General features: G+C 59.2%; 10 protein-coding genes and 1 pseudogene. 5 read left to right on the plus strand and 6 right to left on the minus strand.

Annotation, left to right across the window (positions count from 1 at the left end; genetic code table 11):
- Positions 1-130: 130 nt before the first annotated feature.
- Complete coding sequence (mqo, locus tag PMI23_RS24690) at positions 131-1,777, minus strand: malate dehydrogenase (quinone) (RefSeq protein WP_007919606.1); 1,647 nt, start codon at positions 1,775-1,777, stop codon at positions 131-133.
- Between the two features lie 470 nt (positions 1,778-2,247).
- On the opposite strand from mqo, the gene PMI23_RS24695 reads away from it, so the two are divergent.
- Entirely contained in the window at positions 2,248-2,679 is a 432-nt protein-coding gene (locus PMI23_RS24695) for a nuclear transport factor 2 family protein (RefSeq protein WP_007919605.1), read from the plus strand.
- Positions 2,680-2,857: 178 nt separating this feature from the next.
- Here PMI23_RS24695 and PMI23_RS30380 read toward each other — a convergent pair whose 3' ends face one another.
- Together PMI23_RS30380 and PMI23_RS30385 are read right to left on the minus strand one after the other, a co-directional pair.
- A complete protein-coding gene (locus PMI23_RS30380) occupies positions 2,858-3,721 on the minus strand; it encodes a methyl-accepting chemotaxis protein (RefSeq protein ID WP_443200715.1) in 864 nt (287 codons plus the stop codon).
- A pseudogene (locus PMI23_RS30385) lies at positions 3,716-4,489 on the minus strand (MCP four helix bundle domain-containing protein); the annotation flags it as partial. The gene PMI23_RS30380 and the pseudogene PMI23_RS30385, both read right to left, overlap by 6 nt.
- A 226-nt stretch (positions 4,490-4,715) precedes the next feature.
- Between PMI23_RS30385 and sodC the strand changes: the two are divergent.
- The 3 genes from sodC to PMI23_RS24715 all read left to right on the plus strand — a co-directional run bounded on the left by sodC (position 4,716) and on the right by PMI23_RS24715 (position 6,194).
- On the plus strand, positions 4,716-5,237 hold the full coding sequence (gene sodC / locus PMI23_RS24705) for a superoxide dismutase family protein (RefSeq protein WP_007919603.1): 522 nt from the start codon (positions 4,716-4,718) through the stop codon (positions 5,235-5,237).
- Between the two features lie 160 nt (positions 5,238-5,397).
- A complete protein-coding gene (locus PMI23_RS24710) occupies positions 5,398-5,712 on the plus strand; it encodes a DUF2388 domain-containing protein (protein ID WP_007919602.1) in 315 nt (104 codons plus the stop codon).
- Between the two features lie 80 nt (positions 5,713-5,792).
- Positions 5,793-6,194 (plus strand): hypothetical protein, encoded by a 402-nt coding sequence (locus tag PMI23_RS24715; protein WP_042705029.1) that lies wholly within the window; start codon positions 5,793-5,795, stop codon positions 6,192-6,194.
- Here the strand turns inward: PMI23_RS24715 and ligD are convergent, their stop codons facing one another.
- The 3 genes from ligD to PMI23_RS24730 are packed head-to-tail and all read right to left on the minus strand — an operon-like array spanning position 6,195 to position 11,145.
- The gene (gene ligD / locus PMI23_RS24720) at positions 6,195-8,786 is read right to left on the minus strand and encodes a DNA ligase D (RefSeq protein WP_007919600.1); all 2,592 of its coding nucleotides are present in this window, start codon (positions 8,784-8,786) and stop codon (positions 6,195-6,197) included. It abuts the gene before it with no gap.
- A gap of 17 nt (positions 8,787-8,803) precedes the next feature.
- A complete protein-coding gene (locus tag PMI23_RS24725) occupies positions 8,804-9,757 on the minus strand; it encodes a methyltransferase (protein WP_007919597.1) in 954 nt (317 codons plus the stop codon).
- A gap of 11 nt (positions 9,758-9,768) precedes the next feature.
- Complete coding sequence (locus PMI23_RS24730) at positions 9,769-11,145, minus strand: iron-containing redox enzyme family protein (RefSeq protein WP_007919595.1); 1,377 nt, start codon at positions 11,143-11,145, stop codon at positions 9,769-9,771.
- Between the two features lie 244 nt (positions 11,146-11,389).
- Between PMI23_RS24730 and PMI23_RS24735 the strand changes: the two genes are divergently transcribed.
- A complete protein-coding gene (locus PMI23_RS24735) occupies positions 11,390-11,848 on the plus strand; it encodes an REP-associated tyrosine transposase (RefSeq protein ID WP_007919594.1) in 459 nt (152 codons plus the stop codon).
- Positions 11,849-11,909: the final 61 nt, after the last annotated feature.

Genomic DNA, 11,909 nt, shown 5'->3' on the forward strand with positions numbered 1-11,909 from the left:
TTTTGATCTTGATTTTAAGATCAAAAGATCGCAGGCCTCGTTTCACTCGACAGCTCCTACAAAACTATTTGCCATGAAAAAGCCCACTGACCGTCGCCGGTTCAGTGGGCTTTGTGTGTCAGGCGTTTAGTTACAGCGCCATGTCACGTGCAGCGTTTTCCTTCGGTGCTTCCGCTTTTCCAGCGGCAGGTGCAGCCGGAGCAGCAACCTGACCAATCACCGGAGGCGTTGGCAGTTCGAGGATTTTGGCGGTGTAAGCCCACTCCGCAGCCACTTTGGCTGGATCGCTGTTCAGCTGAGTGCCGTAGCTTGGCACGATCTGGTGCAGCTTGGCTTGCCACTCAGGGGTCGCGACTTTGTCTTTGAAGACTTTCTGCAGCACGCTCAGCATGATCGGTGCAGCGGTCGACGCGCCTGGCGATGCGCCCAGCAGGCCGGCGATGGAGCCGTCTTGTGCAGCAACGATTTCGGTGCCCAGTTTCAGCACGCCGCCAGCGGCTTCATCACGCTTGATGATTTGCACGCGTTGGCCGGCTTGCCACAGGCGCCAGTCTTCGGCTTTGGCGTTCGGGAAGTATTCCTTCAGCGCGTTCAGACGGTCTTCATCCGACAGCATCAGTTGGCCAGCAAGGTACTCGACCAGCGGGTATTCCTTGATGCCGACCTTGGTCATAGGCCAGATGTTGTGGGTAGTGGTGCTGGTCAGCAGGTCCAGGTACGAGCCTTCTTTCAGGAACTTGGTGCTGAAGGTCGCGAATGGGCCAAACAGAATGACGCGCTTGCCGTCCAGGACACGGGTGTCCAGGTGCGGAACGGACATCGGTGGGGCGCCAACCGACGCTTTACCGTAGGCCTTGGCCAGGTGCTGTTCAGCGATGGCCGGGTTATCGGTCACCAGGAACGAGCCGCCTACCGGGAAGCCAGCGTATTCCTTGGCTTCAGGAATGCCCGACTTCTGCAGCAGGTGCAGTGCACCGCCGCCCGCGCCGATGAAGACGAACTTGGCGTCGGTTTCGGTTTTAGTGCCGTCTTTCAGGTTTTTGTAGCTGACGCGCCAAGTGCCATCGGCATTCTTGGTGATGTCCTGGACTTCGCTCGACAGTTTCAGATCGAAGTTAGGCTTGGTCTGCAGGTACGTGGCGAACTGGCGGGTGATTTCGCCGAAGTTCATGTCGGTACCCAGCGGGCTCCAGGTGGCCGCGATTTTCTGGTTCGGGTCACGCCCTTCCATCATCAACGGGACCCACTTCTTGATCACAGCCGGGTCTTCGGAGTACTGCATGCCGGCGAACAGCGGGCTCGCTTGCAGGGCTTCGTAGCGCTTTTTCAGGAACTTGATGTTGTCATCGCCCCACACGAAGCTCATGTGCGGAGTGGTGTTGATGAACGAGCGAGGGTTCTTCAGAACGCCTTGCTGAACCTGCCAGGCCCAGAACTGACGGGAGACCTGGAACGCTTCGTTGATCTCGACGGCTTTCGGGATCGTCACGTTGCCTTTGTCGTCTTCCGGGGTGTAGTTCAGTTCGGCGAGCGCCGAGTGACCGGTACCGGCGTTGTTCCAGCCGTTGGAGCTTTCGAGGGCGACGCCGTCGAGGCGCTCGACCATTTCCATCGACCAGCTTGGCTCCAGCTCATTGATCCACACACCGAGGGTGGTGCTCATGATGCCGCCGCCGATCAGCAGGACGTCGACTTTCTTTGCTTCGTCAGCATTGGCGGATGTCATCCCCATCGCCAAAGCCAGACCCAGCAGGGCTGTGTTCACTTTTTTAAACATCTGTTGCACCTATGATAAAACGCCTTCCGCCCGCCGCTGTTATCAGTATGCGATCCGCTTTGATGACGCTCAGGCTAGCGTCGCAGATTCCGGCACACTTCAATTTTGACGGGTGGGCACACAAGGCCGACATGCTGCATCGACCTCAGTTAATGTCCCTTCTGAACTGACTTCTTATCATTATTGGCTCAGCTACTTGAGCGACAGGGATTCCGTCGGCCCGCCCAAAGGCAAGCAAACTGAATAAGGTCAAACCAAGTTGGCGCGAAGAATATCACGTCAGGGCAAACCCGCGCGTCTGTTCCCGACTTGAGAGTCTTTTTCCGCTCAGGACACTATCGGCCGACGAAGGCTGAACATGACCCCGACGATCATCGCGTTGAAGCAGTGCCTTATCTGAAAATAATCTGCTAGGTTGTACGATGACTGACGAATAAGTCATCCCTTTATAACAACAAGGAAATACGTTCATGACCAAAACCCGACTGCTGATCGGTTTTCTCTGTGCCTTCAACGGTTACGCCATGGCCGCCCCTGCCCCGGCAGAAAAAGACGTCGCCCAAGCGGTAGACCATCTGACCCAGGCGATGCTGCACAAGGACATCGCCGAACTGAACGCCCTCACCGCGCCCAACCTGACCTATGGTCATTCCAGCGGCAAGATTCAGGACAAGAAAGAGTTCATCGCCGACATCGAAACCGGCAAGAGCGCGTTCAAGACCCTGGAAATGCAGAATCAGACCATTACCCTGTCCGGCGATACCGCGCTGGTGCGCCACCACTTTTCTGCTCAGGCGTTGAAGGGGACCGAGGTGGTGCCGACGGAGATCGAGAATTTTCAGATCTGGCAGAAGCAGCATGGCAAGTGGTTGCTGGTGGGGCGGCAGGCGTTCAAGTTTTGAGGGAAGCTATCTAGCCTGAATGAATATTGATCGGGCTGGCCTCATCGCGGGCAAGCCCGCTCCCACAGGGTTCGATGTCGTAAATGCAATTGTGTTTACACCACCGCCCATTGTGGGAGCTGGCTTGCCAGCGATGAGGCCAATTCAGACACCACAAGTGCAATTGTTCCAATCGCTATCACAACCGAAACCGATCCACCGACTGCGCCAACTGCCCCGCCAGGCTCGACAACTCATCGGTGGTATTCGCCGTTTGCCCGATCACCCGGCTGTTGCCCTCGGACATTCCGGCAATCATTTCCACCTGATGGGCGATCTCGTTACTGGCCTGGCTCTGCTCGCCAATCGTGCGGGTGATGTCGTTGACCAGTTGCGTTGTGCTCAGCGTAGCATCGAGAATTTCACGTATCGCCCGCTCGACATCCGCCGTCACCGCCATGCCCTTGTCGACCTGCGCGACCCCCGCCTCCATGCTACTGACCGCCTCGCGGGTGCTGTGTTGAATGCGTGCAACCATCGCGGCGATTTCCTGGGTCGAGGCGCTGGTGCGTGCCGCCAGACTGCGCACCTCGTCCGCGACCACCGCAAAGCCCCGGCCCTGCTCGCCGGCGCGGGCCGCTTCAATGGCGGCATTGAGCGCCAGCAGGTTGGTCTGATCGGCGATGCTCTTGATCACCTGAATGATGTTGAAAATGGCTTCGGATTCCTGATCCAGCGTACGAATCACCTGGGCCGACTGTTGTGCTGATCGCGCAATATCATCCATGTCGCTGACCACCTGATGAATGACACCGCCGCCCTCTTTCGCCAGGGTTTCGGCTTGACTGGCCATGCTCAGGGCGCGTTCGGCGTGGCGGGTGATTTCTTCGATGCTCGCGGTCATCTGGCTGGCCGCTGCGGCCATGGTGCCGGCGGCGACGCTTTGTTGCTGGCTGCTGTCGGCGACCTGATGGCAGCCCTGGCTGAGTTGTTCGCTCATGCCACTGACGCCATGAGCATTGCGCCGCACCACATCGATCATGTTGCGCAAATCGCGCTGCATGGTTGCCAGCGTGCGAATCAGAACACTGGCTTCGTCCTTGCCGGACGGCTCGGCGATCGGCTCGCTGAGGTTGCCGTGGGCGATGCTCTCGGCGATGCGACTGGCGGTCTTCAATGGCCCCATGATGCTCAGAATCACCCAGCGCCCCTGAATCAACAGCAGCACAAGACTGGCGAGCAACACCACGCCGAGCGCGACATTGGCGCTGCGAATGGCTGATTCGGTAGCTGCGCTAGTCTGCCGCGTATTGGATTCGATCAACTCGCTCAACGCGGCCATTTGCTCTTCCAACTGGCCAAACGCCGTGTTGAAGGTACCCAGTTCCTGTTGAGCGGCATCAGGATTGTCCAGCGCCAACCCGACAATCCGTTCGCCCGCGTTGATGTAGGTATCGAGGCTCGGTTTGATCTGCTCAAGCGCCGTGCGCAATGTCGGGTTGATTGGCAGCTTGAGATTTTCCTCAAGCACCTCACGAAAATGCCCGGCATGCTCGTTGATCGAATCGCGCACTTCGCTCGCCGTGCTGGTGCTTTTGCCCAAACCCACCAGCATCGCCGAATAGACATCGGCGCGCAGGGCGTCGTGCATCATGTCCGCTTCCATGTGGTTGCGCAGCGCGCTCATGCTGACCGCGTTATCGCTGACCGCCGAGGCCATCCGCTGATTGCCGACGTAACTGACCAGACTCACGATCAAGGCTGTCAGCAGACTTGTCACAATCAGCAACACTAAACGCAGTTTGATCGACACCGGACTTTCCTCTCTCATCACGCCCGTAAGCGCTTGTCAGCCTTCAGTTAAGCCTATTTGCGCAGGTCTGCCGCGCCCGAGCGTGTCCGCAGATGTCGGCATGCTGGCCAAAGGTAGCAAAACTTTCGGATTGCGCGGCAAGTCTCACTTTTCAACGCGCACGGCCAACGCCTTCATCACCGGTTAATGCCGGCAGGCTATTGAGTCCGTCGTTCTGAATTCTCATGCAGCAAAAGGAAACGCTATGAAACGCGCATTGTGGTTGGGTTTGCTCGGCACCTTCGCCATCAGTACCGCACAAGCGGCGACGGAAAAAGTCACCATCAATCTGGTCAGCGCCGACGGCGCGCCGCAAGCGATCGGCTCGGTCACTATCAGTGAGACGGCGTATGGCCTGTTGTTCACGCCCGATCTGAAATCCTTGCCGGCCGGCGTTCACGGTTTCCACGTGCATGAAAACGGTAGCTGTGAAGCCGGCATGAAGGACGGCGTGAAAGGCGCCGCACTGGCCGCGGGCGGACATTTCGATCCGCAAAAAACCGGCAAGCATCTCGGCCCTTACGCTGACGGTCATTTGGGTGATCTGCCAGCGGTTTACGTGAGCGCTGACGGCATCGCCAACTACCCGGTATTGGCGCCGCGCCTGAAAAACATCTCCGAGATCAAGGGCCACGCGCTGATGATCCACGCCGGGGGCGACAACCACGCCGACATGCCGAAACCGCTGGGCGGTGGCGGCGATCGCATGGCCTGCGGGGTGATCTGACTCACCGCAGCTTGAAAGTCGGGCAACCCGCCATGGCGTTGCCCGCGTCTATTTTGCAATAACGCAGACTTTGCTGCGCCACGGAACTCCCGCCGCGTGCGCCCCTCTCACATTATGTAATCCTTCCCTTTTTGCTTCGCGCTTGTGGAGGAACACCGTCATGCGCAAGTTAGTGCTCATTTCTTCCTTACTCTTATGCCTGCCTGTCGGTTCGGCGTTGGCCCGTGTTGATGCGGGCGATGTCGCCACCTCGGCCGGTGTCTCCGCGTCGCTGTACTCGACCTTCAAGGATCACAAAATGGTGATTCCGGCCCGTGACGACTTGTCTGCATTTGTCGCCAGTGGCGGGGCCATTCGTGGGGTTTATCTTGAATCGGTACTGCAGCAGGCTCGCCAGGACAATCCTGGCCTCAACGCCAGCGATGAAGATCTGGCCAACGCGATTCTGGTGCATTACGAAGGCCTGAATCAGTAGCCGTCACGGAAAAAGCAGCCGATGGATGGCCGCTGAAGGCGCATAGGCAAAACTGTCCGACGGCCTCTATGATGGAGGCCATGACGACTTCTGTGCCCTTGCGCTCCCCCTGCCCGCCCGGCGCCTGCATTTGCGGGCGCGATCCGTTGCTGGAGACGCCCGGCGCGGATTTGCGCATCCTGCGCCTGACCCGAGAGGAAGAAAAACGCCTGCTCGCGCGCCTCGAAATGCTCAAAGACCTGAATGACCTCAAACATCTGCAACAGCGGATGTTCGAGCAACTGGGCATTTGTGTCGATGTCGCCCCCGGTTTCAACGAAGTGCGCACCATGCGTGGCATCGCCATTCAGATCGGCGAGTTACCGGGCCTGTGCCGCAAAACTCGCGCAGCAATTCCCGCGGCCATCCGTCGCGGCCTGGAAAACCATCCGGAAATCGCCTTCGAATTGCTCAACGCCCACGACTTGCTGCGCGACACCTGATCACTTTTTCAGCCCAAGGCGTTTGCGCATCTCGGCGGTGATGCTCTGGCGGGTTTTCTTCATGTCAGCCCACGGCGCGTCACCGACTTCGGCCAGCCGCTCGTGAACGTTATGCACGTTCCACTGATTGCCGCCCTTGATCTCGGCGACCTCTTCGCGAAACAGCGGCACCGACACCGGCAAACCTTCGCGGGTACGCGCGGCGTAAGCGCAGATGGTGGTGGCGCCCAGACCGTTGCGCAGGTAATCGATAAAGATCCGCCCGACGCGATTTTTCGGCCCCGACACCGCAGAAAAGCGGTCCGGCAACAGTTTGGCAATATGACTGACGATGGCGTGGCTGAAATCCTTGACCTCGTCCCAGCCAAGTTTGCGGGTCAGCGGCACCACCAGATGAATACCCTTGCCGCCGCTGGTTTTGAGAAACGCCTTGAGGCCCAGTTCATCGAGTACGGTCAATGTCAGCGCCGTCGCTTCGACCATGCTTTTCCACGGCAGCGCCGGATCCGGGTCGAGGTCGAGTACGAAGCGATCGGGCTTGTCCAGATCGACCGTGGTCGCGTTCCAGGTGTGCAGTTCGACGGTGCTCATCTGCACCGCGCCGATCAGCGCTTCGGCGTTGTTGATCAGCATCACCGGTTGTCCGGTGACGTCCTTGTCCAGCGTGGTGATGCCGGGGATCGCCAGGCGTTCGGCATTTTTCTGGAAGAACAATTCGCCGGCAATGCCGTCCGGCGCGCGCACCAGGGCCACCGGGCGATCCTTGAGTTGCGGCAGAATCCATTCGGCGACGCTGGCGTAATACTCGGCCAGTTGCATCTTGGTCGTGCCGCTGACCGCATCGATCACCCGGTCCGGGTGCGTGATGCGCACCTTGCCGTTGGCTAGCCCGAGCTGTGACGGCGCGGTGTCGGCATTGCTCGCCGGGGCTTTTTTCGGCGTTTTCTTGCTGGCGGTTTTCTTCTCTGCAGTCTTCACCGGTTTCGCTCGCTCCTCAGTGATGGCTTTGGCCGGTTTGTCATTGCGCAAGCCATGGAACACGGCGTGGCGCACCGAACCGTCCTTGGTCATTTCAGCAAACGCGACTTCCGCCAGCAGTTTCGGCTTGAGCCAGTGCACGCCTTTGGCCTCGAAGCCGCTGGGTGGGTTGACCACCGCTGCCTTCTTCGCCTGCAACGGTTTGAGCTGCTCCAGAATGCTTTTCAACGTCGACTCGTTGAAGCCCGTGCCGACCTTGCCGGCGTAGCGCAACTCGCCACTGTCGCGATCATGCAGCCCCAGCAGCAAGGCGCCGAAAGCACTGCGCGCGCCTTTCGGATCGGTGTACCCAACGATCACGAACTCCTGACGGTGCTTGCACTTGAGCTTGATCCAGTCGCCACTGCGCCGCGACACATACGGCGAGCCAAGGCGTTTGCCAATCAGGCCTTCCATCTGCATCTGGCAGGCACTGTTCAGCAGTGCATCGGGGGTTTCGTCGAAGGCTTCGGAGAAGCGCAACAAGGGGTGTTCATGATTGCCGAGCACCGTGGCCAACGCGGCGCGGCGCTCTTCGACCGGCACTTCACGCAGGTCAACACCGTTGAGATACGGCAGGTCGAACAGGTAGTAGAGAATATTGCCGCTGCTTCCAGCTTCAAAAGCATTTTGCAGGGCCTGAAAGTCCGGCACGCCGTGCTCATTGGCGACCACCATTTCACCGTCGAGCCATGCTGACTCCAATCCCAGCGCGGCCAGGGCGGCGGCCTGTTGCGGCAACTTGTGCGTCCAGTCATGACCGTTGCGAGTGAACAGTTGCACCTGATCATGATCGATGCGCGCCATGATCCGGTAACCGTCGAATTTGATCTCGTAACTCCACTGCCCTTCGGGCGCACTGTCGACCAGTGTCGCCAGTTCCGGCTTGAGTTGCGTCGGCAGTTTGGCCTTGTGCGCCCCCGTCAGCTTGCCGGTGGCGGTTTTGCGCGTCTTCGCCGCGGGCTTTTTCAGCGGTTTGCTGTGCTCGGCGGCCAGCTTGGGCTTGCTCACGAGCGTGCGTTCGCTCAACACACTGTCCGGCTCGGCCACCAGCACGTCGTAGTCATCCTGCGGCCGCGCAGCAGCGTCCTGATGCTTGATCAAAAACCATTGTTCCTTCTTGCCCGGCATGTGCGTGCGCACCAGATTCCAGATACCGGCAAGCTTCTCGCCTTGCAGTTCGAACTTGAGCTTGCCCTTTTCGTAGGCCTTGTGCGCATCCTCCAACGGGATCCACACGCCACGATCCCAGACGATCACATCACCGGCGCCGTAATGCCCTTCCGGAATGTTGCCCTCGAATGTTGCGTAATCCAGCGGATGATCCTCGACATGCACAGCCAGACGCTTGACCTTGGGATCGAGCGACGGCCCTTTCGGCACCGCCCAACTCTTCAGTGCGCCATCGAGCTCCAGGCGAAAGTCGTAATGCAGGTGCGAGGCATCGTGCTTCTGGATGCAGAACTGCAACGCGTGATCGGCGCCGGTTTTACGCCCTGAGCGCTTGACGGCGGCCGGTTCCGACGTCGCCGAAAAATCTCGCATGCGGTTGTAGTCGTCGAGGTTCCTGTTCATCGTGCACCTGCCTTGTTTCAGCCCAGTCGGGTCACGGTCAGCGCCACCACTGCGATGCGATCGACCCGTTGATAACCGGGGTTGAGCAATTCTTCGCCGAAGACATCCGGATCGAGTTCACGGTACGTCCAGCCAAAGCGCTGCTCGTCCAGTCGTGGCAGCACGGTGTCGAGAAACGGGTCGCGACCATCGACCATCGCCACACCGGTGTAGAGCAGCAGCGAGCCGCCGGGAGCCAGTCGATTCAGTGCCTGTTCGACGATGCGCAACGACAGCCCTGCCCCCAGCGTTCCGCCACCATGGCGATAAGCGCGTTCCGCAGGGTCGGCCATGTATGGCGGGTTGGCGACAATCAGGTCGAACTCGCCGTCGACGCCCTGCAACAGATCACTGGCGCGCACTTCGACGTTGGCGACTTCCGCCAGTGCCGCATTGATCGCGGTCAGACGCAGCGCCGCAGGGTTGATATCCAGCGCCAGCACCTGCGCCTCGCGGCGGGCGCGGCCGATCAAAATCGCACCGACGCCAGCGCCACAACCGATGTCCACCGCGCGATGGATTGGCGCAAAGTTCTGCTGCAGGTGGGCGTGGATCAGTTGCGCAAAACGGTAGGTGTCGGGGCCGAAAAACACCGCATCCGCCGCTTCGGTGGGGAATGCCGAATGCACGAACAGCAAATCATCCAGGCTCGACCAGCGCACCCGACTCTTCAAGTGCCCTTCGTAACTATCAATGACCTGCGCGTCTTGCAGTTGCCGCTGTTCATCGGCCGACAACAACCCCGGCGCGAACGGACGCGACCAACCGAACACGTCGCGCAAAGAGTCGGCCATCTGGCCCTCGTCACGCTGGTTGACCCGTTGATGGGTCAACGGCGTCGGAGTGGTGAACCGATATCCGTCTGCCAACAAGCGCCGGCCAAGGTGCAGCAGCACGAGGTCGTTGGGGCAGAGTTGTTCTTCCTGATTCATCGGCAAGGTCCTTAAGGCAAGCGGGATTTGAGTTCGATAAAGCGGCGGGTGGCGAGCAGCCCGGCGGGATGTGCATGCCGGGCTGGGGCGAGCCAGGGGATCAGAACTGCCATCTGCGACAAGGCATCCTGACCTTGCAGCGCCGCGTTGAGCGCCTGGATGTCGGGATCCTGTTCAAGCCCTTCGATGGGCGCTGCGGTTTGACTGTGCCGTCGAACAGGTTTCGCTTGGTCTGACGACGTCCAGTCGCCGGCGATCCAGTCGTGCACCAGTTGTTTCTCGTAGGCATTGAACACGCCAAACATCGCCGCACCATCACCCGCGATCAGTTGCCAAAAGCGACTGGCCTGCGGGTCTTCATGGCGTTTGATCCAGCCTTTGTTCTGCAATGCCTGGAGGAACCCGGGCAATTGCTCCGGTGCGGCCAGCCACTGATTGACGGTCTGCCCTTCGAAGCGGCAGTAATCGGAGTGCATGTGCTGGGCGAAGGGACACTTGCGCTCGAGCATCGCCAGTAACTCGTGCTCAAGGTCGAAACCTTCAATAATCGCGCGACTGCCCTGCCCGAGGTCGTTGAGCCGATAACCCAACGAGACCCGGCGCAAGAACTCCGTGCGATCAGCCTCGAGGGGCATTAAATCAAGCGCCGCCTGTACAGCTTTTTGCGCATGGCCGGTGCTGGCGTTGTCGATCGTCACATGCAAGGTGAAATAGTACGGATCGATACCCAGTTCACTGAGTTCGTAACTGCTGATCAACAGGTGCAACGGCAGTTGTTCATAGCCGAGGTTGTAGCCGATCACTTCGGGCAAATAATCAGTACCGCAGATGCCGAGTGCCAGTTGTATCGCGCCTTGCAGGTAGCGTTCATCGTCGATGGCACTGCCATCCTGCAAATCGTGTTCGGCGAGCAGTTTGCGGTAAATCACCACATGATTTTGCGCCGGATTGCCTTCGCCCAGCTCTTCCAGAAAGGTGCGCAGCAGGCCCTGGAAACGCGGGTCCTGCCAGCGCGGTAACAGGCCAGAAAGCCAGGCACCGTCGACCAGTTTGGTCGGTGCCACCGCTTGCAGAAAATACAGTGCCTGCGCCTTGCCACGGAAGAATTGCCGAGGCCCGCCGGCCTTGCGTTGTTGCAGGTAGTCGGCGTATTGCCGGGCCACATCGGCGCAATGCTCGGCCACCCAAGCGTGCCACAACGTCGGATCTTCGGGCAGGGAATCGGTGAGTTGCGCGGCGAGTTGCAGTTGCTCCTGCAAAAAAGCCCGCGCAAGGTCCTGGCAATCGTCATCGCGCAACAGCGTTTCATAGACTTGCCGGATGTTCCCGGCGGCGTTCATCGCATGCGGTTGGCCAGGCGCAGCTTGCAGGTGTGTCAGGACAGTCATGGCAAAATTCTCGGTCGGTTGGCAGGACGCTGTTCCACACGCCTCTACAGCAGCAGAGAGGCGGCGCCTGTGAAAAATTCAATCGACGTGAAAATTGCCCGGACGGACGGCCGTCAAAAGCACTGAAACACCGTGTAGGAGCTGCCGAAGGCTCCTACAGGGTTACATCGTGCAACGGATTGAGTTCGCGTAAGGGCGAGAGATGGCTAACGTTCAGGGACGATGTTTTTGGGAGGGCAAAGGAATGCCTGTTGCTGCAAAGGCGTGTGGATTACGCAAGGGACGTTATAGCGAGGCTGGACGTATTTATCTGCTCACCGCCGTCGTTTACGAACGTCATTCAGTATTTTCGGATTGGCGTTTGGGAAGACTGCTGATTGAGCAAATGCGTGCAGCCAATGACGAGGGAATGGTTCAGTCGCTGGCGTGGGTGGTGATGCCGGATCATCTGCATTGGCTGATTGAATTGAAACAAGGTTCATTGGCAGCGCTCATGTGCCGCGTGAAATCGCGCAGTTGTCGTTCGATCAATCTCAAGCGCAGCAGTCAGGGACGGTTATGGCAACGCGGTTACTACGACCGGGCGTTGCGTCGCGACGAAGACCTTAAAGCGGCGGCCCGATACATCATCATGAACCCGTTGCGCGCCGGATTGGTTCGGCGTGTGGGGGACTACCCATTGTGGGATGCAATCTGGCTTTGAAGATCAAAGGATCGCAGCCTTCGGCAGCTCCTACATGGAATGGTGTACACCCTGTAGGAGC

It is taken from the genome of Pseudomonas sp. GM24 (genome assembly GCF_000282235.1).
In the GTDB taxonomy this organism is placed as follows: domain Bacteria; phylum Pseudomonadota; class Gammaproteobacteria; order Pseudomonadales; family Pseudomonadaceae; genus Aquipseudomonas.

Coding starts and splice junctions, on each gene's coding strand:
- mqo (WP_007919606.1), bottom strand. CDS start 1,777: ATGTTTAAAAAAGTGAACACAGCCCTGCTGGGTCTGGCTTTGGCGATG.
- PMI23_RS24695 (WP_007919605.1), top strand. CDS start 2,248: ATGACCAAAACCCGACTGCTGATCGGTTTTCTCTGTGCCTTCAACGGT.
- PMI23_RS30380 (WP_443200715.1), bottom strand. CDS start 3,721: ATGCAGCGCGATTTGCGCAACATGATCGATGTGGTGCGGCGCAATGCT.
- sodC (WP_007919603.1), top strand. CDS start 4,716: ATGAAACGCGCATTGTGGTTGGGTTTGCTCGGCACCTTCGCCATCAGT.
- PMI23_RS24710 (WP_007919602.1), top strand. CDS start 5,398: ATGCGCAAGTTAGTGCTCATTTCTTCCTTACTCTTATGCCTGCCTGTC.
- PMI23_RS24715 (WP_042705029.1), top strand. CDS start 5,793: ATGACGACTTCTGTGCCCTTGCGCTCCCCCTGCCCGCCCGGCGCCTGC.
- ligD (WP_007919600.1), bottom strand. CDS start 8,786: ATGAACAGGAACCTCGACGACTACAACCGCATGCGAGATTTTTCGGCG.
- PMI23_RS24725 (WP_007919597.1), bottom strand. CDS start 9,757: ATGAATCAGGAAGAACAACTCTGCCCCAACGACCTCGTGCTGCTGCAC.
- PMI23_RS24730 (WP_007919595.1), bottom strand. CDS start 11,145: ATGACTGTCCTGACACACCTGCAAGCTGCGCCTGGCCAACCGCATGCG.
- PMI23_RS24735 (WP_007919594.1), top strand. CDS start 11,390: ATGCCTGTTGCTGCAAAGGCGTGTGGATTACGCAAGGGACGTTATAGC.